Here is a 20,267-nt window from a genome sequence, read left to right as displayed (position 1 = left end):
TGTGTATCGACCCCCACGCGTTCGTACCAATTCCCGCTTCTCCGGTGAAGATGACGGACGAAGGGCCGGAAGGATGGTGAAGGATGGTGACGGACGAGACCGCAGGGGCGGCCCGGCCCGCGTCGATCGCGCGGGTGACCGTCCGCTACTGGGCCGCCGCCAGGGACGCCGCGGGGGTGCCCCAGGAGGAGATCGGCGCGGATACGCTGGCCGCTCTGCTCGATGTCGTCGCGGCCCGCCACGGCGGGGCCCTGCCGGCGCTGCTGCGACGGTGCTCCTACCTCGTCGACGACCAGCCCGTGGGCCGGCGGGATCCGGCGGGGGTCATCCTGCGTGACGGTTGCGTCGTCGAGGCCATCCCTCCCTTCGCCGGGGGATGACGCTGTTCGTCGCCGGCCCGAGGCCGCGCCTGGCTGGGACGGCGCGACGTGAGCCGCCCGAGCCGGACATGACAGCATGGGCCGGTGAGCGCAGGCGATCCTGGCAGGCCCCACGGCGTCCTCGTCCCGGACGAGGCTGCGTCCATCCCCGCAGCCCGCTGGGCGCCGGGCGCTTTGCCGTTGGCGGCCCTGGTGGCTACCGGCCTGGTGATGGCGGCCGCAGCCCTCGGCACGGGAGCCCTCGCGGCGGTCCTCATCGTCGAACAGATCGCGTTTGCCTGGGCCTGGGTCCGGATACTCCGGGCGTCGACCGGCACCACCCTGCTCGTGGCGGCCTGGGGTGTCCTCGGTGACGTGGTTCTGTTGGCCTCGGACCGGCACAGCTACGGATCGTTGGCCGGAGTCGTCGGGATCGCCGTGGCGGTCGTGATCCTCTACCAGCTCGCCCGACGCCGGTCAGCTCCCGTCTCCGGGGCAGGCCCGGTGTCCGCCAATGGTTCGAGTCCGGTGTCTGCTAATGGTTCGAGTCCGCCGCCCGGTCCCGCCGGGCGGGTCGGTGCGGATCTTGCTGCGGCGCTGAGTGGGATCATCTTCTGTGCGCTTTTTGCCGGTTACCTTGCGCTGCGCGCCGGGTCCGGCGCGCACTATCCGGCCGATCTGCTGGTCATCGCCGGCCTCCTCGGCGCGGGTGGCACGGTCGTGGTGGGCCGGCTAGTGGGATGGGCGGGCGTTCCGCTGGTGCCGGCCGGGGCGGTCGGCGTTCTGGCCGGCGCGGCGCTGGGGGCCGGCTTCGGTGCCCTCAACCCCGATCGTCTGACGGTGGGGGCCGCCGTCGCGATCGCCGCGGCGGGAGGGGCCGTGGCCGCCGTCATCGATCTGGTGCTGGCGCGGGCCCGTGACGCAGAGCCGCGGGTCGGCCCGGTCGCCACCTCGGCGCTGGTCGCGGACGTCCTGCTCACCGCCATCCTGCCGCTGGCCTCCGCGGCGCCACTGGTGTATTTCGTCGGGCGGCATCTGCCTGCGTGAGTCGATCGTCGGGCCGTGGCGGGGCTTGGACGGGAAGAGCCGGCCCGTCGGATGCTGTAGAAGCCGTGACCGGAATGTGGGTGTTGTCGGTGGCAACCGTGGCTGCGCTTGGACTGGGGGTGCTCATGCGGGCCCGGGACGGACGGTTCCGGCCGGTGGACGGCGGACTGCGGGCCGAATTCGCATCGTTGGGCGAGACGATGGGGGAGCGGGCGACGCTGCTGCAGTTCTCCACGGCGTTCTGCGCCCCCTGCCGGTCCACCCGTCGGGTGCTGGCAGGGGTTGCCGAGGTCGTGCCCGGGGTACGCCATGTCGAGGTTGATGCGGAGGCGCATCTCGACCTCGTCCGTCGGCTGGGGATCGGGCGGACTCCGACGGTACTGATCATTGACGGTCATGGCAGGGAGGTGCGGCGCGCAAGCAGTGCCCCGCCGACGCGTGCGGCGGTGTTCGCCACCCTCGAAGAGATCGTTTTCGATGGGATCAATCGGGCAGATGGTGATCCTTCGGATTCATCGTCGGCGGGTTAACACAGACGTGACGTTCACTGCTACCGTGACACGAACCATGTCCCAGATACAGCTTGTGAAGCGTCGCGCGGTCGACCTGTGCCGTGTACACAGCTGTCTGTGTCGTCTTTCCTGATCGTGGGTTGTGTCCCTCAGCCGTGATCGGCTGGCCCCGGTGCATCGCCACATCCGAGCGGGTAGTCCAAGCCGGAAGTCAGGAGAAGGCCTCGTGGTAGATCCTCGCGGTATGCGGTTCGCCGCTGCCGTCACCACGATCATGCTCGCCGTGGTACTGCTCGCCGGCAGCCGCTGGTTGCTGCTCGCGCAGACCGTGGTGTTCGGGGTGGGGGCGGTGGCCGGGGTCCGGTACGCGCCCTACGGGCTGGTGTTCCGTTCCCTGATCCGGCCGAGACTGGGGCCGCCCGCCGCCACCGAGGACGCCGCGTCACCCCGGTTCGCCCAGCTGGTCGGCGCGATCTTCGGCGTCGTGGGTCTCGTGGGATTCTTCGCGGGGATGCCGGCACTCGGTTACGTCGCGGTGGCCCTGGCCTTCGTGGCGGCTCTCCTCAATGCGGCGTTCGAGTTCTGTCTCGGGTGCCACCTGTATCTTTTTCTCCATTCGATAACCGTGAAAGGAGCACGCACATGAGCCGTGAGAAGGCGCTGGTCGACGCCTCGTGGGTCGAAGCGAACCGTAACGACCCGAAGGTCGTCCTGGTCGAGGTCGACGAGGACGTCTCCGCGTACGACAAGGGGCACATCCCGGGCGCGGTGCGTCTCGACTGGAAGTCCGAACTTCAGGACCCGGTCATTCGTGACTTCATCAGCAGGGAGCAGTTCGAGAAGCTTCTCTCCGAGAAGGGGATCTCGAACGACGACATCGTCGTGCTCTACGGCGGGAACAACAACTGGTTCGCCGCATATGCATACTGGTACTTCAGCCTCTACGGCCACGCCGACGTCCGTCTGCTCGACGGTGGTCGCAAGAAGTGGGAGCTCGACAGCCGTGAGCTGACCACCGAGGTCACCCCGCGCCAGCCCACCAGCTACCGCCAGCCCACCAGCTACACCGCCCCGGAGCCGCGCACCGACATCCGGGCCTTCCGCGAGGAGGTCATCTCCGCGATCGGCGAGAAGGCCCTGGTGGACGTCCGGTCGCCCGACGAGTTCTCCGGCAAGCTGCTTGCTCCCGCGCACCTGCCGCAGGAACAGTCCCAGCGGGCCGGACACATCCCCACGGCGAAGAACATCCCGTGGGCGAAGACCGCGAACGAGGACGGCACGTTCAAGAGCAATGACGAGCTGACCGGCCTCTACACCGAGGCCGGGGTCGACCTGTCCAGGGACATCATCGCCTACTGCCGCATCGGCGAGCGTTCGGCGCACACCTGGTTCGCGCTGCACGAGTTGCTCGACCTGCCGAACGTGAAAAACTACGACGGTTCGTGGACCGAGTACGGCTCGCTCGTCGGCGTGCCGATCGAGAAGGGCACGTGAGCCATGTGCGGCGCCATCAGCGGTGGACCATCTGTGGAGGGAATTGACGTGGCCAAGGAGACTGTGATTCAGGGGGTCGTGGTGCAGAGCGGGGAGCCGGTTTCGACCGGTTATGCCCGCCTGCTGGACGAAGGCGGCGATTTCACCGCCGAGGTTCCGCTGTCCGCGACGGGCCAGTTTCGTTTCTTCGCGCGGCCGGGGCAGTGGACCGTCCGGGCTCTTGTCCCCGGCGCGACCGGCGAGCGCAAGGTCGTCGCCCGTCAGGGTGAGCCGGTCGACACCCAGGTCGAGGTCGCGGCCTGACGTCGCGTTCTTTCGCCGGACGGGGACAACGGGTTTCTTCCGCTGTCCCCGTTCTCACGCTGCCCCGTTCTCATGCCCGGACCCGGCCACCGCGGTTGTTTCCCGCCGGTGGCACGACGGCCGAAGCGGTGCTCGCCGGTGGCGGAACCGTGGTCGGTACGGCGAAAGCCATCGGGCCGATCGAGAAACAGTGCAGACCGTTGTCGCGGGCGAACGCCACTGCGGAGCCCCGATCGGGGAACGGCGCGATGATCCGGTCGACCGCACGCTGGCCGGCGGCGGCGAAAAGGACGACCGCGAAGAGTACGTCGGCTTCTGCCATCATGCGATCATGAAAGCGCATCCCGGGAGGGTCTGAACACGTTTTCACGTGTTCCGTTCGTGGTCTGTCGTTGCGCGTGCGATGTCTTTTGCAAAGGCTCCGCCATACCGTGAATGAAGTGTGACTCTTGGTAGGCGGGCATCTCTTGGTGGAGGGCACTTGGAGACGCCTGCTCGGAGACGGCTCAGTCGGACACGCGGTGCAGGCGCGCGGACAGGTGCGACTGCATCGGCTTGCCCTCGGCCTCCATGTCGATCGCGTAGGCGAGATCGCCGCCCTCGACCAGGCCGTAGAGCCGCACCGACCGGGTGACGTCACGGGCGGTGGCGGTGCGGATCAGGACGTTGTGATCGAGATCGATACGGGTGCCGCTCACCGTGCCGACGTAGATCTCGGCGATACCGAACGGGTGGGCCAGCATCACCTCGACGACCGGCTTCCCGCCCTCCCTGGACTGGACCCGCCAGAACCCGGTCTCGGTCGCCAACGGGCTGCCGGGCTCGCGGCCGTCCCGGGGCTCGTCCGCCCACCAGGTGTGCGACACGTATCCCAGCGCCGGGCGGCCGTCCGCGGCGAAGGTGATCTCCTGGCCGTAGTGGAATCCGTCCAGGCCCTCGTAACCGCCGACCCCCTCGCCCCGCCAGGTCCCGACGAGGAAGGCCAGCGGTAGCAGGCTGGCGTGCAGATCAACGGTGTTCGTCGCCGCGCCGGACCGCGCCGATCCGGCCGCGGACCGCTTCCCGGCGCTCAGCGCTGACCCTCGTACAGCTTGTAGACCACGTAACCGGAGAACCAGGCGATCAGGACGGACATCGCCACCAGAAGCCCGGTGAAGAAGTAGTGCAGCACGCCTCTAGCCTAGACGACGAGATCACGGGACTCCTCGTGGCCGTACCGGTCCTGGTCACCTCAGGCGCCACGCGGCATAGCTGCGCGCCAGGGCGGCTTTTGGCAGACTGGCACGATGGCCCGCCCGCTCGTCGTCAAGGTCACCGCCGGGACGGATGCGCCGGAACGGTGTTCCCAGGCGTTCACGGTCGCGGCGGTCGCCGCCGCCGCCGGTACGGACGTCTCGCTCTGGCTTACCGGGGAGTCCGCCTGGTTCGCGCTGCCCGGCCGGGCGGAGGAGTTCAGCCTGCCGGAGGCGGCGCCGTTGCCCGATCTGCTCGCCGCCATCCTCGCCGAGGGGCGCGTCACCCTGTGCACCCAGTGCGCGGCCCGGCGCTCCATCGGCCCGGACGACGTCCTGCCCGGCGTCCGCATCGCCGGCGCCGCCGCGTTCGTCGACGAGGTTCTCGCGGACGGCGTGCAGGCCCTCGTCTACTGAGGAGCGCCCGGCCCAGACGTAACAGTCTGGACACAACGGCCTGGGTACAACGGCCTGGGTACAATGGGGGCGCGTGAATCGCCGGGAAGCACCGCGTCCTTCTCGGGATCGGGTCTCATCCCGGCTTCGTGGCCGAGCCGGCGTCGGCGGCCAGCTTGGCCCGCCACGCCTTCTCCCGCTCGATGGCGGAGGCGAATCCCAGCGCTATCGCCGGGTCGAAGTTCTCGTCGGCGTAGGAGCCGACGCAGCCAAGGAGGCGGTCGATCTCCTCCGCGGTGACCGCCAGCAGCGGGACCTGCCCGGTGAGGAAGATGTCACCGACCCGGTCGATGGAGAAGTGCACCCCGTAGGTCTTCGCGTTGCGGCCGAGCAGGAATCCGTAGGTGCCCGTCGCGTTCTCCGCCGGGGCGCGCATAAAAAACGCCTCGACGAGCAGGGTGTGGTCCTGCACGACGAGCCACGTCATCGTGCGCAGCTTGTGCTCGCCCTCCAGCGCGACGAGGAACGAGCCGGTGTCGACATGGTCGTAGGCGAGACCGAGATCCTTGAGCGTGTCCTCGATCACCACGTCGAGCCGGTTGCGTTCCGCCGCGTCGATGGGTGCCGTCATGGCTGGGGCCTCCCCGGTAGCTGGTAGACGATGCCGGTTCCGGCGGAGATCCTTTCTCAGACGGCGACGGCGGTGGGGCTCAGCGCGTGCCGGTAGCTGCGCAGCACGCCATGGGCCGTGGCCGACCAGCCGAACCCACCGGCCCAGGCCACCGCTCCGGCGGAGAGCCGGGCCCGCCATCGTGGCTGGCGCAGCAGCCGATCCAGCGCGTCAGCATAGACGGCGGGGGTCCGACCGGCGACGAGCAGCCCGGAGACACCGTCGGCGACCGCGGTGCACAGGCCCCCGACCGCCGCGGCGACCACCGGAGTGCCGCAGGCCTGGGCCTCGAGCGCGACGAGGCCGAAGCTCTCGCTGTGACTGGGGACGACGACGGCGGTGGCCGCGCGGTACCAGTGGACGAGCTCCTGCTGCGGGGCCGGCGGTTGGAAGCGGACGCGATCGGAGATCCCGAGAGACGCCGCGAGCTTGACCAGGGCGTCGGGTTGTTCCAGACCGGATCCGCTGGGGCCGCCGACCACGGCGACGGTGAGCCGCGAGCGGCGGGCGGGATCGCGCCGCAGCAGTTCCGCGGCGGCGCACAGCAGCAGATCGGGTGCCTTGAGCGGTTGGATCCGGCCGACGAACAACAGCAGGTCGTCGGCGGGATCCACGCCGACGCGGGCCCGGGACTGCGCCATGTCACCTGGCCGGAAGACCTCCAGGTCGACGCCGGGCGCGACGACGTCGATCCGGTCCGACGCCGCGTCGTACAGATCGGTCAGGTGCCGGTACTCGTCCGCCGTGGAGGCGAGCAGCCGGGTGGCCCCCCCGATGACCTCCTGTTCGCCGAGCAGCCGGCTAGGCGGCTCCGGGCGGTCTCCGGCTGCCAGCGCGCCGTTCTTGATCTTTGCCAGCGTATGGGAGGTGTGCACGAGCGGGACACCCCATCGCCGTGCCACCGCGAGACCGACCTGACCCGACAGCCAGTAGTGCGAGTGGATCACATCGAACCACCCTGGTTCGTGCCCGGCCTCGGCGCGCAGCAGAGCTGCGGTGAACGCACACAGCCAGGCGGGAAGATCCTCCCGGTGGATCTCCTCGTACGGGCCGGCGTCGACGTGGCGGACCGTCACACCCGGCAACAGCTCGGCCGAGGTCGGCAGCTTGCTGCTCACCGCGCGGGTGAACACCTCGACCTCCACCCCCAACGCCGCGAGCTGCCGCGACAGCTCGACGACGTAGACGTTGAGCCCCCCGGCATCGCCCGTTCCCGGCTGCTCCATCGGTGAGGTGTGCATGGACAGCATCGCGACCCGGCTGGGCCGCCCGCGCCGTTCGGGCTCACCGCGGACCTGGGCGGCGCCGCTTCTGATCAGACGCATCGAGCACCTCCGCATCTCCACATCTCCACGTCCCCGGCGCCTGCCCGACACGACCCACCCTGCTGTGGACGAACACGTCTCCAACCGTTCTACCCGGCCGGTTGTCAGGTCAACTGTTGGTCTCCCCCCTTCGGGGTCCCGGCCGGCCCCTGGTCCGCCGGCCTGCCGGTCTGCCAGGGTGGATCCGTGACGAACTCTTCCCGTCGGGCGCGGCGGCTCGCGGCCGGACGGGCGCGTGCCCTCGGGATGCCCACCCGGGGTACCACCGCGCCGAACCGGTTGCGACGGATCGATCGCTGGACGCTCGACGCGGCCGCCGCGCTGCTGCGTGGGGCGGCGGATCCCCTGGTCGTCGATCTCGGCTTCGGTGCGTCCCCGGTGACCACGGTGGAGCTCTACGAGCGGCTGCGAACGGTGCGTCCGGACGTGCGCGTCGTCGGCCTGGAGCTCGACCAGGACCGGGTCGCCCGGGCCGTCCCGGCCGCGAGACCTCCCGGGCTGCGGTTCACCCGCGGCGGGTTCGAGCTTCCGCCGCCGGGGGAGCGCCCGGTGCTGGTGCGTGCCCTGAACGTGCTACGGCAGTATCCCGAGGCTGCGGTCCCCGGCGCGTGGGCGACGATGCTGGCGCGGCTCGCCCCCGGCGGGATGCTTGTCGAGGGAACCTGCGACGAGACGGGTCGGCGCGCCTGCTGGTTCGGTCTTCCGGCCCCGGGAGCGGCGCCGGCCTGGCTGCCGTCCGGCGCGCGGAGCCCGGCCGGGCCCACGCTGACCCTCTCCGCGCATCTGGCGAGCCTCGCCCGTCCGTCCGAGCTCGCCGAGCGGCTCCCCAAGGCGCTCATCGAGCACAACGTACCCGGCCATGACGTCCACCGGCTGTTCACGGCCTTCGACCGCGCCTGGGAGCGGGCCGCGCCGCGGGCCGTCTTTTCCCCACGCCAGCGGTGGATCGCCGCAGTGGCGGATCTGCAGGCCCAGGGCTGGCCGGTCCGCGGCGACCGGCGGCGCTGGCGGCTGGGCGAGCTGACCGTCGACTGGCCCCCGGCGGGCGGTTCGGACGTTCTGCCGGCGCGGTGCGGGACGTCCCGGCGGAGATCTGGCGGGACGCCCCGGATCGTGGGTCCGTCGGTCCCGCGTTCAGTCGGCGGGACGGCGGGTCACGGCGATCTTGTCGAGCACCGTGAGGTCGTCCGCGCGGGGCTGCCACTGACCGGCCACGGCATTCGCGCGCACCTGGACCGGGCTGGTCGCGCCGGCGATGACCGAGGCGACCCCGGGCTGGGCGGCCAGCCCGCCGATCGCGACGTCCAGCAGCGACCGGTCCCGCTCCCGCGTAAAGGTTTCCAAGGCGTCCAGCCGGTCGAAGACCTCGTCGGTCAGCTCGTCCGGCCGGCCGGCCAGCCGGGTGCCGGCACCTCGTCGCGCTGGTACTTGCCGGTGAGCAGGCCGTTCGCCAGCGGGTAGTACGGGATGACGCCGATGCCGTACTTCTGGGCGGCCGGCACGAGCTCTGCCTCCACGCCCCGTTCCAGCAGGTTGTAGTGGTTCTGTGCGGAGATGAAGCGGGTCGCCCCGGACGCCCGGGCGGTCCACTCCGCGTCGGCGACCTGCCAGGCATCGAGGTTGCAGGCACCGATGTAACGGGCCTTGCCCTCCTTGACGATCTCATCGAGGGCCTCGAGCGTCTCCTCGATCGGCGTGAAGGCGTCCAGGGTGTGCAGCTGGTAGAGGTCGATGTAGTCGGTCTGCAGCCGGCTCAGCGAACCCTCGACCGCCTTGCGGATGTACCGCCGGGACGCCCGCGCGCTGAAGTCCTGGCCGTACATGCCGCCCATGTCGTTGCCAAATTTCGTGGCGAGGACGACATCGTCGCGGCGGCCTCGCAGCACGTGCCCGAGAAGCGTCTCCGAGCCGCCCTTGTTCCCGTAGGTGTCGGCCGGTGTCGAAGAACGTGATCCCGGCGTCGAGCGCCGCGTCGACGACCGCGCGGGTGCCGGTGAGGTCGACGCGCGAGCCGAAATTGTTGCAGCCGAGGCCGACGACAGACACCAGTAGTCCGGAGGATCCCAGCGGGCGATAGCGCATGAGTTAATACAACACATCGGACCACGGGCCCCGGGCACCAGGCCCCGGACCCGTAGTCGACCGGAACACGTCAATGATTGCCCGTTGGTGTTCCGGTGTGTCGATGTTCGCGGGCCGTTACTTCTCTGGGGCGGCCTCGGTCACGGCCCGGCCGACCGCCTCGGCCGCCTTGCGGCTCGAGGTGCGTGCGGCGCGGGTCTGGCTCACTGCCGTCCGGGTGTGCTGCACCGCCTCCTCCGTGGCCGGGCTGCGCCGGATGCTCGCCACCCGCTTCTCCCCCCGAGTGGCGAAGCTGTTGTAGAGGTGGGTGGCGCGTCCCTGCAGGTCGGAGATCTGGGAGGTGACGGTGGCCGGCAGCGCACGCACGGCCGTCCCGACCTGGGTCGGGACCCGCGCCGCCTGGGTGGGCAGCGCGCCGACCCGGTCGGAGATCTTCCGAACCTCGGTGCTGGTGGTCGTCGGCAGGGCGAGCAGCTTCGCCACAGCGAGATCCGCCGCTCCCACCGACGCGTAGAGCGGCTTGCGCACCTCCGCCAGCGGAACCTTGACCTCGGCCCTCGCCTCGGCCGTGTCCTCCTGGGTCTGCGTGCTGACGCGGGCGGTGGGACGGCTCGCGGGGCGATTCGTCGTGCGCGTGGTGGCCATGATGTCTCCCTCGGTTCGAAGATTCGTTGATTTCGTGTAGAGATTTCTTGTTAGCGATTCGTCGCCGACGGGTGAAAGGTCGGGTAAATGATGCGAGGGTCAGGGTGGTGATATGCCGTACAGGAACGGAGTCCTGCTTGTCGCCGCAGTCCCCGCCGGTCGACCTAGGTCTGATCGACCGGGTTGTCGGTGGTCGGCTGCGGAGCCGGTGCTGCCGGGGCGGGTGTGGACGCGGGGGGAGCGCCGGTGATCGGACTGCTCTCGGCCCTCGTCGCCGTCGGTTCGCCTCCTGTGGCCTTCGATCGCCTGGTGCGGCCCGTGGCGGTTCCCGGTGACGGCCTGCCCGTACCGTCCGACGGGGCCGACCGTGCCGCGGTGGTGGTGCCGCCCCGGGATGTCGTTGACGCCTCTCGGGCGGATTTCCGTTTCGTCGTCGGCTCCGCGAAGGTCGGTCCCGCGGTGGCGGCCGAACCCCGTGCGGACGACGAACCACCGATGGCGGCTGGACTCGCGGTCGGGGCGGCGGGCTCGCCAGGGACGAACCCGCGCGACCCGGCCTCGGCGTCGCCGTCCGGGTGGCCGCGGCCGGCCCGCGCCGCGATGGCGTTCTCCCGGCAGAACGCCTCGTAGATGTCGAGCACGACCTGCTTCTGTCGTTCGGACAGGGATTCGTCCGCGAGCACGGCAGCCATGACGTTCTCTCCGCCCTGCCGTTTCTCCAGAATTCCGGCCTGCACGTAGAGCACTTCGGCGGAGATGCGGAGCGCCTTCGCGATCTGCTGAAGAATCTCCGCGGACGGCCGCCGGAGGCCTCGCTCGATCTGGCTGAGGTAAGGGTTGCTCACCCCGGCCTGCTTGGCGAGTTGACGAAGGGAGATCTGTGCGGTGTGCCGCTGATCGCGGATGAAATCACCGAGATCGCGCACATTCAGGGCCGCCACCGGGTCGAACGCCTCCTTCGCCGGAGGGCGAGGCGGGTTGCCGCGCCCATGGCGGGCGCCCCGCCATCCGTGAACCTCGGCATACGGCTGGACCCTGCGGCCGAGGACGCCGAGGACGACTGCCCGCCGAGAGCCCGCCGTCCGTGGACGCTGCGATTCAGGGGAGGCCATGGTGCCTCGGCAGGCTCCGGCCGGTACGGAAACGAGTGCGCCGCCACAACACATCACCAACGCAGCCGACGATACGTCGGGTTGCTAACTCTGGCAAGCGGTCAGTTAGCGATCTTTGGACGTGTCCGCCCCGAGGTGCACCACCTGGTACTCCGCGGACCGTCGCCCCTGTGACCACGGCAGATGCCGCAGTTCCCCGTTTTCGGGCCCACCCGAAGCGCCCGTGCCTGCCGGCGCGGCTCAGTCGTTGTGGGACTGTCCCTCGGCCTGGGCCAGCCAGGCCCGCTGAGTGGCGAGGGCGGACTCGGTGTCGGCGATCTCCTTGGTGCGTCCGGCGGCCCGGGCCCGGGCCAGCTTCGCCTCCAACTTTGCGACGGATTCCCGCAGCTTCGTCACGAATGGTGAGGAGGAGAGGGATCGCTGGGCCCAGCGAGCATCGGAGGCCTCGCGCAGCTTGTCGCCGATGGCCGCCATCTGCCGCTCCAGGGAGCCCGCGATCTCCCGGGGGACCCGTCCGATCTCGTCCCAGCGGTCCTGGATCTCCCGGAGACGACGCAGCGAGCGGTCGGTATCGGCCGGATCCAACGCCGTCGCCTCGGCCAGCAGTTCCTCCTTCTTGACCTGGTTTTCGCGCAACTCGGCGTCGCGCTTGGCATTGGCCTCGTTGCGGCGGGTGAAGAAGGCGTCCTGTGCCGTACGGAAGCGGCTCCACAACGCGTCGTCGATATCCTTCGCCGCGCGACCGGCGGCCTTCCAGTCGGCGAGCAGCGCCCGGTAGCGGGCGGTCGTGCCGGCCCAGTCGGTGGAGTCGGACAGCGCCTCCGCCTCGGCGATGATCGCCTCCTTCCGTTCCCTTGAACGGGCCCGCTGCGTGTCGAGGGCGGCGAAGTGCGCGGTCCGGCGGCGGGTGAACTCGTCCCGGGCCGTGGCGATGCGCCGCCACAGCGCCGAGTCGGTGCGCTTGTCCAACGAGCCGGCGGCGCGGAACTCCTCGGCGAGCGCGCGGAACCGCTCCCCGGCGGTCTTCCACTCCGAGCTGCGGCCGAGCCGTTCGGCCTCGGCGACCAGCTGCTCCTTGGCCGCGGCGATCCGGCCGGCCCGCTCGGCCCGCTCGGCGGCGAGCGCGGAGCGATGTTCCTCAGTGGCGGCGACCACGGCCTCCAGCCGCGTGCGCAGCGCCTCCAGATCACCGACGACCGCGGCCTCGTCGAGGGAGCCGAGCAGCCGGCGGGCGCTGCCGACGATCCCGGCCGGATCAACCCCGCTGACCGTCAGCCGCCGTTCGAGCAGCTCGACCTCGGCGGACAGATCGTCGAAGCGGCGTTCGAAGTGGGCCAGACCCTCGCGGAGACTGCCGGCACGCCATGATCCGACGGCACGTTCGCCGCTGGCCGTGCGAACGAAGACCGTGCCGTCGTCGGCGACACGCCCCCAGGCGGAGGCGTGGTCGGGCTCGCTGCGGTCGCTCATGGTGTTCCCGAAGATCGACTGACGTTTCCTGCCATTCTTGCAGGCGTTGGCCGTTGAGGGGACAGCCGCCACGGATCGGTCACCACGATTCGCCGTCGACCGGGTGCGGCGCGTCGGCCGTGGGGGTCGATCCGAGCCGTCGGCGGTGTTGCGTGGGCCGTCGGCGGTGTCGCGTGGGATGTGGACGGACCGGACGACACGTGCAGGCACCGGCTGCTCCCCCGCGGGAGCCACCCCGTACCGGCATCCCGGCACAGGTGGGGCCAGGATGCATAACCGTGACGCGTGAGGTGGGTGGTAGCCGGGCGGGCTGGCGAGTCGGCGTGTTGTTGCTGCCGGCGTTCGTGGGACTCGGTGTTTTCGTCGTCGGGCCCGCGTTGATGTCGGCGTTCATCGCGGGCACGGACAAGACCCTGACGGGGCCGCGTTTCGACTGGGTCGGCACGGCGAATCTGCGTACCGCTCTCTCTGACGCGGACCTGGCCGGCGCCGTGCGCAACACGCTGCTGTACTGCGCCCTCACGGTGGTACCGGCGGTCGCGATCGGGCTGGCGCTCGCGCTGGCCGCCGAACGGGTGACCCACGGTCGGGCGCTGGTGCGATGTGCGCTGTTTCTGCCGGTCAGTGCGAATATTGTGGCCATGGCGGTCGTGTTCGCCTACATGTTCGACAGTAGCCCCGACGGTCTCGCGAACACCATCGTCGGGCTGTTCGGGGTGGCTCCGGTCGACTGGCTCGGCGACACCTCGACCGCGTTGCCGGTGGTGGCCCTCGTCGGTGGTTGGCGGCTGACGAGCTTCGTCTTCGTCGTCTATCTCGCTGGGTTGACGGCGGTCCCGAGATCGGTGTACGAGGCGGCGGACGTGGACGGCATCCACGGATTCGCCCGGCTGCGTCACATCACCCTGCCGCTGCTCGCCCCGACGACGATCTTCCTGGGGGTGTTCGTCACCATTTTGACCCTGCAGACCTTCGAAACGGTCGCGGTGCTCACGAAAGGTGGCCCCCTGGACTCCAGTACGACGATCATTTACTACATTTACGAGGTCGGCTTCACTGGATCGTTCCGCATCGGATATGCCTCGATGATCGCCCTGATGCTGTTTGTCGTGATCGTGGCACTGGGTGCCGCTGGTGGGCTGCTCGGGCGCCGCATCCGACGCACACGGGAGGCCGCCGCGTGAGCGTCGACACCTCCAGCCCGGTGCCCGGGCCCACGCCCCGTGGCCACGCCGTGCGGCGAGCCTCGCGTCGGCGGGCCCCGCAACCGGGATCGGCGCCGGCGCCGATCCCGGCATCGCGGCGCGGTCGCCGCCGGTCACCGGCCGGACCGACGATCGGGCGTCTCGTCCTGCTCACGATCGGCATCGTCGCGGCCGTCCTACCCTTCGTCTGGATGGTGCGGACCGCCATCGGGCCGCGGCAGACCGCGCTGGCGCTGACGTCGAACCCGATCCCGTCCAGCATCGACCTGAGCTCGTTCGACCGCGCCTGGTACGCTGGTGATCTTGGACCCGCCCTGCTCACGGGGGTGGCGGTGAGCCTGGCGATCCTCGCGTTGCAGCTCGCGACGGCGATCCCGGCCGCCTACGCCTTCGCCTGTCTGCGCTTTCGCGGGTGTACGGCCGCCTTCGCGGTGGTACTCGCCACCCTGCTGGTGCCGACCCAGATCACCGCCGCGCCGAACTACGTCACCATTTCCGCGCTCGGACTCGCTGACACCCGGGTCGGCCTGGTCCTGCCGTTCATGACACACGCGGCGATGATCTTCATGTTCCGGCAGTACATGAGCACCATCCCGGGGTCGGTCCTGGAAGCCGCGCGGATGGACGGGCTCGGTACCTGGCGGACGCTGTGGACGATCATCGTGCCGCTCGCCGCGCCCGCGATCGCCTCCGTATCGGTGTTCAGCTTCCTGTTGTCGTACAACGAGTACCTGTGGCCGCTGCTGGTCGCGCGGTCGCCGGACATCGCCACCCCGCCGCTGGCGCTCGCGCGCCTGATGACCGACTCCTCCTCCGTCATTCCGGACTTCACCGAGCTCGCCGCGGCCGCGCTGATCATCAGCCTGCCGTCGCTCGTCGTCTTCGTCGTCGCCCAACGCCGTCTCGCCGCCGGAATCACCGGTACGGGTGCCGGTGCCTGAGAGGAGGAACGTGTGATCCGTATTCGCCGAATGCTGCCGCTGCCCGTCGCCGCTGCGATGATCATCCTGACCGCGTGCGGCGGCGGTGGTGACGCGGGCCCGGCAGACCCCGCGGAGAGCCTGCGCCCCACGGCCCGCCCGGCCGGTGCCGGCGTCGACAACGTGGCGGGCGCCAAGGCGTCGCCCGCCTGCGTGGCCCAGGTCAAGAGGCTGCGGATGTCCGCCGTCGGCACGCTCAACGACGTCGCGAAATCCGGCAAGGCCTATCTGGAGAAGGCGCATCCCGGCCTCACCGTGGACCTCAACACGAGCGCGCCGGACTACACCTCCCTCGTCCAGCAGATCAGCGCCGACCGCTCGGCCGGCCGTTCCGTCGACGTGGCGGTCGCCGGCTTCGACCTGCTCCCGACCTTCGCCCGGGACCTCGGCGCCCAGGAGCTCTCCCCGCGCCTGCTGCGCGCGTCCTACGACCAGCGGCTGGTCGGCCTCGGGCAGGTCGCCGGGAAGCAGATCGGCATTCCTCAGCAGGTGTCGTCCCTGGCCCTGGTCTACAACCTCGACGTGCTGCAGAAGGCCGGCGTCGATCCGGCGACGCTGGGCACGACCGACGGGGTGATCGTCGCCGCCGACAAGATCAAGGCTTCGGGTCAGAACATCCAGCCCCTCGACCTGCCGACCGGCCAGCAGTTCGGGCAGTGGATCCTCAACACCCTGGCCAGCTCCAAGGGGACGTCGATCCAGGACGCGAACGGTCGGCCCGCCCTGCACACCCCGGCGGCCCGCGAGGCCGCCGCGTTCCTCGCGAAGGCCGCGAGCTACGGCACGCACTCCGCCGACCCGACCCAGCAGGGCCTGCTGCGGTTCGGCATCCGCCGGCAGACGGCGATGACCGCCGTGACAGTGGCCTCCGTGGCCGGTGGGCTAAGGTTCATCGCGGGGCAGGGGACTAAGGGTTTCCGGGCCGGCGCGGTCCCGTTCCCGACCCTGCCCGGCGGGACCCAGCACCCGGTCGCGGGCGGCAACGCGCTGACGGTCCTGTCCACCGACCGCTGCCAGCGGGAGATGGCGACCGAACTGGTCGTGTCGCTGCTCTCGCCGGACGTCGTGGCCGCGAGCACGGAGGCGTTGAGCTACATCCCGGTGGATACTCAGGCTGTCAGCCAGCTCGGGTCGTTCTACGAGACCTATCCGCAGCTCAAGCCGTTCAACGCACTAATCCCCTCGCTGGTGAAGGCGCCGGCCTGGAGCGGGGCCCGCGGCGGGGAGGTCCCGAGCGCGATCTCGGACCAGGTGCAGCGCATCCTCAAGGGTGAGGACTCGGTCAGGGCTCTCGCCGCGGCCCAGAGCCAGGCTGTGGAACTCACCCGTTGACCGGCGGACGCCGTGGGAGAGACCGATGACCCGGATCACGGAACCGGCCGACGGACCCGTCGCGGTGACGGCCGCCACCGTGGGGGTGCCGATCGAGATCGACGGGCTGAGCCGGTCGTTCGGCCCGGTCCATGCGCTGCGCGACGTCACCCTGACGGTTGCGCCGGGGGAGATCGTCGCGCTGCTCGGACCGTCCGGCTCGGGTAAGTCGACGCTGCTGCGGATTTGCGCCGGGCTCGAGGAGCCGACGTCGGGTGATCTGCGTTTCGGCGGGGTCAGCCAGCTTGGCGTCGCACCCCACCGCCGGGACGTGTCTATGGTCTTCCAGCATTTCGCGCTCTACCCGCATCTGACGGCGCTGGAGAACCTCACCCTGGCGTTGCGTTACGGCCGTGGCCTGCCGAAGGCCGCGGCGGTGGCCCGGGCCCGTGAGACGCTGGACATGCTCGGCATCGGTGAGCTGGCAGCTCGCCGGCCCGCGAAGATGTCCGGGGGCCAGCGCCAGCGGGTCGCGATCGGCCGGGCACTCGCGACCCGGGCCCGGGTGATCCTGTTGGACGAGCCGATGTCGGGGCTTGACGCCCAGCTCCGGGTCGATCTGCGGGTCGAGATCGTGGGCCTGCTGCGCCGGCTCGGCACCACCGCTCTGTTCGTCACGCACGACCAGGCCGAGGCGATGGCGGTCGGTGACCGGGTCGCGGTGCTCAGCGGCGGCCGGTTGCAGCAGATCGGGACGCCCGACGAGATCTACGACCGGCCCGCCACGCGCTTCGTCGCGGCATTCGTCGGCAGCCCGCCGATGAACGTCCGGGAGGGACGCTGGCATGACGGCCAGCTGCGCGGGGACGGATTCGCCCTGGCCGCCCCCGCCGGCGCGACGGCGTTCGGAGTCCGGCCCGAGCACCTGGTCCTGGCTGCGGGGGCTTCCACCGGATCAGGATTGGGACCGGCGGACGCCGTGGTGGCGCCGGTGGCGCTGGCGTCGCTGGCGTCGGATGCGCTGCGGGTGACCGGTGAGGTCGTGGTGAGCGAGCGGCTCGGAGCGGAGCGGACGGTGCACGTCCGGACCTCCGCCGGGGTGCTCGCCGTCCGGGTCGACGCCGCTCAGGTGCTCGGCGTGGGCATGCCGGTCACCCTGCGCGCACCGCTGTCCACCCTGACCTTCTTCGACGCAGCCGGCGCCCGGATCTGACGCGGCGCGGCCTCGCCCCGCCGCGGCCGTCCCCTTCCCACCGCGCGTCCAGTCCGATCGGCGCCGCGTGAACCGCGGAGGGGCCCTTCCCATGGGCATGTCCCCGACTGCCCGATTCGCAACGGAATTCCTGACCGGCCGACGTGGTCGTGTTCGGTCGAAACAGGAATATAACGCGCTTTTTTCGGACGGCTCGGCGGACATGCGTGCAATCAGGGCCCGCCAGTGGTCCGGGAGTGACCTCTGTGCACGCATCGCACCGGAGTCGTCTCTTGGAGCACCAAGATGTCGCGACATAGCGTTAGTAGGTGCTCACGGAAGTGGCCCTGGAGATGCGACTACGAGGAGAACGTCGATGCTGACGGATAACGCTCATGCCTGCACTCATCCGCTTGCGTTCGTCCGAGCCCAGCGCGGGTGGTCCTATCAGCGTCTGGCGCGGGTCGTGGCCCGCCGCGCACGTGACCTCGGGGTGGCGAACATGGCCGCCGAGCGGCAGAAGGTCTGGCGCTGGGAGCACCGTGGTGTCGTGCCCGACCGGGTGTCCCAGCTCGCGCTCGCCGCGGAGCTCGGCGTGCCCAACGATCGCCTGGAGTCGCACCCCTGGCCCGCGTGGCTACCGACCGGCGACGCGGTGCGCACCGAGTACCCGTGGACGCCGGGCGGCAGCATAACCTCGATCATGGACGTCGTCGAGGACGCGCTCTCCGACCGCCGCGGCTTCCTGACGATCACTGGGGTCGGGGTGGCGGAACTCGCGACGCAGTGGCTCGGCATGGAACCGGCCCGGCTGGCGGCGGCCTTGAACGGGGGACGGGTCGACGACCAGATCGTGAACCGGATCGAGCACAACATCCCCGGGCTGCGGGTCATGGATGAGCGGCTCGGCGGGGAGAGCGTGCGCCGGCTGGTCGACGCCGAGCTCGGCGTGGTGGCGGACCTGCTGGTGCGTGGGTCCTACACCGAGCACGTGGGCCGTCACCTGCATTTGGTGGCCGCGGAGCTCGCCCGGTTCGCGGGGTGGGTCTCGTTCGACGCCGGCTTCCAGACGGCCGCTCAGCGGTACTGGATCACCGCGCTGCATGCCGCGCACGCCGGCGGGGACCGCATGCTCGGTGCGAACGTGCTGAAGAACATGTCCCTGCAGTGCGTGGACTTCGCCCGCCCGCGGGAGGCGGTGGATCTGGCCGAGGCCGCCGTGGCCAGCGCCGGGGGAGCGTCCGGTCGCGTCGGCGCCATGCTGCACATGCGGCGGGCCCGTGCCCACGCCGCGCTCGGGGAGGCCAGCGCCTGCGCGCAGGCGCTGGCCTGCTCGGAGGAGGCGATGGTCACCGCGCGGCCTGAGGACCCCGCCTGGTCGTCCTACTTTGACGAGGCCGAGTACCAGGCGCAGATCGGCAGCTGCTACATCGATCTCGGTCACCTCACGCAGGCGGACCGGTGGCTGGAACGCTCCCTGGCGATCCACCCGGACTCCCGGGCCCGGGACCGGGCCACCTACCTGCTCCGGTGGGCCGCGGTCCAGATGGATCTCGGTAACGTCGATCACGGGTGCGAGCTGACCCGCCAGGCCCTGCCGATGCTGGAGGCGACGCGATCCAAGCGCAACGCCCGCCGGGCCGACGAGCTGCGCCGCCGGCTGCGGCGGCACGGCACCGACCCGGCGGTGCGGGAACTCGATCAGCTCCTCGCCCGGACCGCCTGAGCCGGCCGGAACCCGAGCCGGCCGGGAATCAGGGACGCAGCCGCCCGGCGGGACGCTTCGGCACCGTCGTGGCCGGTTCGTCGTCCGGATCGATCGCGGCGGCCAGCGGCGCGCCGTCGGGATCGGCGGCGACGAGGGCGGCATCCGCCGGCACGGACCGCTTGATTACCGCCAGGGCGATGGGGCCGAGTTCCTCGTGGACCTCGGAGCTGCCGACGAACCCGACCTCGCGCTCGCCGACCGTGACGGGAGAACGGGGCGCCGCCACCGTGCCGTCGAGATGCAGCAGTACCAGCCGCCGCGGCGGGCGACCGAGGTTGTGTACCCGGGCGACGGTCTCCTGCCCGCGGTAGCAGCCCTTGTCCAGGTGCACGGCGCTCGCCAGCCACCCCACCTCGTGCGGAATGGTGCGATGGTCGGTCTCCCGGCCGAGCCGGGGCCGTCGGGAGGCGATGCGCATGGCGTCGAAGGCGGACAACCCGGCCAGACCCGCCCCGGCGGCGCGCAGCCGCTCGACGGTGCCGGTCAGGTCGGCCCGGCCGACGAGGAGGTCGACGCCGTGGGGGATCCGCCGGACCAGCGTGCCCGTCCCGGTGCGAGCGACCGGGTAAGGACCGGTGATCGGTGCCCCGACCGGGTCGGGTGCCTGTGGTTCGGGCAGGTCCAGGCCGGGCGCGCCGTCACTCGGCCCGTCCAGCGCCGCGGCCGCGACCTGCGCGGCCCTTGGCCCGAGCACGCTGAGCACCGCCGTCACCGCGCCGATGTCCGTCGGCTCCACTCGGAGCATGAAGCGCATCGACTCCAGGTAGCGCAGCAGGGCGCCGCCGGTGCCGGGCTCGACGTCCACCCAGGTGGACGTGCCGTCGTCGGCGAGGACGAGATGGTGTTCGACGTGGCCGTGCGGGGAGAGCACCAGCGCCTCGGTGCCCCGCAGTGCGCCCAGCGCAGACAGATGCTGAGAGGTAACGCTGTGCAGCCAGGAGAGCCGGTCGGGGCCGGAGATGCGCAGCACGTCCCGATGCGATCTGTCGACGACGGCGGCGCCGTCGCGCACTGCGCGCTGTTCCCGTAGCGGATCGCCGTAGTGGGCGGCGACCACGGCGTCTTCGGCAGTGCCGGCCACCGCACCCGGCAGGCCGAGCAACGGGGAGAGCGAGGCGGACGTCGTGAGGGACCCGGCGGTCATGGAACTCAGTCTAGGTCTGT

At 70.8% G+C, this 20,267-nt stretch carries 21 protein-coding genes and 2 pseudogenes; 14 read left to right on the top strand and 9 right to left on the bottom strand.

Annotated features, from left to right (window positions below; genetic code table 11):
* Window positions 1–83: 83 nt before the first annotated feature.
* The 7 genes from ACY5KJ_RS06230 to ACY5KJ_RS06200 all read left to right on the top strand — a co-directional run bounded on the left by ACY5KJ_RS06230 (window position 84) and on the right by ACY5KJ_RS06200 (window position 3,715).
* On the top strand, window positions 84–380 hold the full coding sequence (locus ACY5KJ_RS06230; protein ID WP_462187210.1) for a MoaD/ThiS family protein: 297 nt from the start codon (window positions 84–86) through the stop codon (window positions 378–380).
* Window positions 381–464: 84 nt separating this feature from the next.
* Window positions 465–1,406, top strand: a complete 942-nt coding sequence (locus tag ACY5KJ_RS06225) for a hypothetical protein (RefSeq protein WP_462202962.1) — start codon at window positions 465–467, stop codon at window positions 1,404–1,406.
* A gap of 65 nt (window positions 1,407–1,471) precedes the next feature.
* Window positions 1,472–1,936 (top strand): thioredoxin family protein, encoded by a 465-nt coding sequence (locus tag ACY5KJ_RS06220; protein WP_462187208.1) that lies wholly within the window; start codon window positions 1,472–1,474, stop codon window positions 1,934–1,936.
* On the top strand, window positions 1,884–2,051 hold the full coding sequence (locus ACY5KJ_RS06215; protein ID WP_462187207.1) for a putative leader peptide: 168 nt from the start codon (window positions 1,884–1,886) through the stop codon (window positions 2,049–2,051). Before ACY5KJ_RS06220 ends, ACY5KJ_RS06215 begins: the two co-directional genes overlap by 53 nt.
* Before the next feature lie 93 nt (window positions 2,052–2,144).
* Window positions 2,145–2,564 carry a DUF4395 domain-containing protein gene (locus ACY5KJ_RS06210; protein ID WP_462202961.1) on the top strand — a complete coding sequence of 140 codons (420 nt, stop codon included), beginning with the start codon at window positions 2,145–2,147 and terminating at the stop codon, window positions 2,562–2,564.
* On the top strand, window positions 2,561–3,412 hold the full coding sequence (locus ACY5KJ_RS06205) for a sulfurtransferase (protein WP_462187205.1): 852 nt from the start codon (window positions 2,561–2,563) through the stop codon (window positions 3,410–3,412). Before ACY5KJ_RS06210 ends, ACY5KJ_RS06205 begins: the two co-directional genes overlap by 4 nt.
* 3 nt (window positions 3,413–3,415) lie before the next feature.
* Entirely contained in the window at window positions 3,416–3,715 is a 300-nt protein-coding gene (locus ACY5KJ_RS06200) for a DUF1416 domain-containing protein (protein ID WP_462187204.1), read from the top strand.
* A 70-nt stretch (window positions 3,716–3,785) separates the two neighbouring features.
* On the opposite strand, the gene ACY5KJ_RS06195 is transcribed toward ACY5KJ_RS06200, so the two are convergent.
* Both ACY5KJ_RS06195 and ACY5KJ_RS06190 read right to left on the bottom strand, forming a co-directional pair.
* Complete coding sequence (locus ACY5KJ_RS06195) at window positions 3,786–4,037, bottom strand: hypothetical protein (RefSeq protein ID WP_462202960.1); 252 nt, start codon at window positions 4,035–4,037, stop codon at window positions 3,786–3,788.
* A gap of 184 nt (window positions 4,038–4,221) precedes the next feature.
* On the bottom strand, window positions 4,222–4,788 hold the full coding sequence (locus ACY5KJ_RS06190) for a nitrobindin family protein (protein WP_462187211.1): 567 nt from the start codon (window positions 4,786–4,788) through the stop codon (window positions 4,222–4,224).
* Between the two features lie 213 nt (window positions 4,789–5,001).
* On the opposite strand from ACY5KJ_RS06190, the gene ACY5KJ_RS06185 reads away from it, so the two are divergent.
* Complete coding sequence (locus ACY5KJ_RS06185; RefSeq protein ID WP_462187203.1) at window positions 5,002–5,364, top strand: DsrE family protein; 363 nt, start codon at window positions 5,002–5,004, stop codon at window positions 5,362–5,364.
* Between the two features lie 115 nt (window positions 5,365–5,479).
* On the opposite strand, the gene ACY5KJ_RS06180 is transcribed toward ACY5KJ_RS06185, so the two are convergent.
* Entirely contained in the window at window positions 5,480–5,974 is a 495-nt protein-coding gene (locus ACY5KJ_RS06180; protein WP_462187202.1) for a type III secretion system chaperone family protein, read from the bottom strand.
* Between the two features lie 56 nt (window positions 5,975–6,030).
* Entirely contained in the window at window positions 6,031–7,338 is a 1,308-nt protein-coding gene (gene mshA, locus ACY5KJ_RS06175) for a D-inositol-3-phosphate glycosyltransferase (protein ID WP_462187201.1), read from the bottom strand.
* A 246-nt stretch (window positions 7,339–7,584) separates the two neighbouring features.
* Between mshA and ACY5KJ_RS06170 the strand changes: the two are divergent.
* Window positions 7,585–8,379, top strand: a pseudogene (locus tag ACY5KJ_RS06170) (class I SAM-dependent methyltransferase); the annotation flags it as partial.
* Window positions 8,380–8,472: 93 nt separating this feature from the next.
* Here ACY5KJ_RS06170 and ACY5KJ_RS06165 read toward each other — a convergent pair.
* From ACY5KJ_RS06165 to ACY5KJ_RS06150, 4 genes and pseudogenes are all read right to left on the bottom strand, one after another.
* Window positions 8,473–9,420, bottom strand: a pseudogene (locus tag ACY5KJ_RS06165) (aldo/keto reductase).
* Between the two features lie 117 nt (window positions 9,421–9,537).
* Complete coding sequence (locus tag ACY5KJ_RS06160; protein WP_462187200.1) at window positions 9,538–10,065, bottom strand: hypothetical protein; 528 nt, start codon at window positions 10,063–10,065, stop codon at window positions 9,538–9,540.
* Between the two features lie 164 nt (window positions 10,066–10,229).
* Complete coding sequence (locus ACY5KJ_RS06155) at window positions 10,230–11,006, bottom strand: helix-turn-helix domain-containing protein (RefSeq protein ID WP_462187199.1); 777 nt, start codon at window positions 11,004–11,006, stop codon at window positions 10,230–10,232.
* A 411-nt stretch (window positions 11,007–11,417) separates the two neighbouring features.
* Window positions 11,418–12,647, bottom strand: coding sequence for a DUF349 domain-containing protein (locus ACY5KJ_RS06150; protein WP_462187198.1), 1,230 nt, complete (start codon window positions 12,645–12,647; stop codon window positions 11,418–11,420).
* A gap of 278 nt (window positions 12,648–12,925) precedes the next feature.
* Here ACY5KJ_RS06150 and ACY5KJ_RS06145 point away from each other — a divergent pair, with 278 nt between their 5' ends.
* From ACY5KJ_RS06145 to ACY5KJ_RS06125, 5 genes are all read left to right on the top strand, one after another.
* Entirely contained in the window at window positions 12,926–13,831 is a 906-nt protein-coding gene (locus ACY5KJ_RS06145) for a carbohydrate ABC transporter permease (protein WP_462187197.1), read from the top strand.
* Window positions 13,828–14,793: a carbohydrate ABC transporter permease gene (locus tag ACY5KJ_RS06140; protein ID WP_462187196.1), complete on the top strand. Its 966-nt coding sequence runs from the start codon at window positions 13,828–13,830 to the stop codon at window positions 14,791–14,793. The genes ACY5KJ_RS06145 and ACY5KJ_RS06140 overlap by 4 nt, the downstream gene beginning before the upstream one ends.
* A 12-nt stretch (window positions 14,794–14,805) precedes the next feature.
* Window positions 14,806–16,164 carry an extracellular solute-binding protein gene (locus ACY5KJ_RS06135; RefSeq protein WP_462187195.1) on the top strand — a complete coding sequence of 453 codons (1,359 nt, stop codon included), beginning with the start codon at window positions 14,806–14,808 and terminating at the stop codon, window positions 16,162–16,164.
* 25 nt (window positions 16,165–16,189) lie between these two features.
* On the top strand, window positions 16,190–17,356 hold the full coding sequence (locus ACY5KJ_RS06130) for an ABC transporter ATP-binding protein (RefSeq protein WP_462187194.1): 1,167 nt from the start codon (window positions 16,190–16,192) through the stop codon (window positions 17,354–17,356).
* Between the two features lie 355 nt (window positions 17,357–17,711).
* Window positions 17,712–19,061 (top strand): transcriptional regulator, encoded by a 1,350-nt coding sequence (locus ACY5KJ_RS06125; RefSeq protein WP_462202959.1) that lies wholly within the window; start codon window positions 17,712–17,714, stop codon window positions 19,059–19,061.
* A gap of 28 nt (window positions 19,062–19,089) precedes the next feature.
* Here ACY5KJ_RS06125 and ygfZ read toward each other — a convergent pair whose 3' ends face one another.
* Window positions 19,090–20,247: a CAF17-like 4Fe-4S cluster assembly/insertion protein YgfZ gene (gene ygfZ / locus ACY5KJ_RS06120; protein ID WP_462187193.1), complete on the bottom strand. Its 1,158-nt coding sequence runs from the start codon at window positions 20,245–20,247 to the stop codon at window positions 19,090–19,092.
* Between the last annotated feature and the right edge of the window lie 20 nt (window positions 20,248–20,267).

This window comes from Frankia sp. CcWB3 (assembly GCF_977927595.1).
Note: the sequence above shows the minus strand (reverse complement) of the source record. Positions and strands in the feature narration are given on the sequence as shown.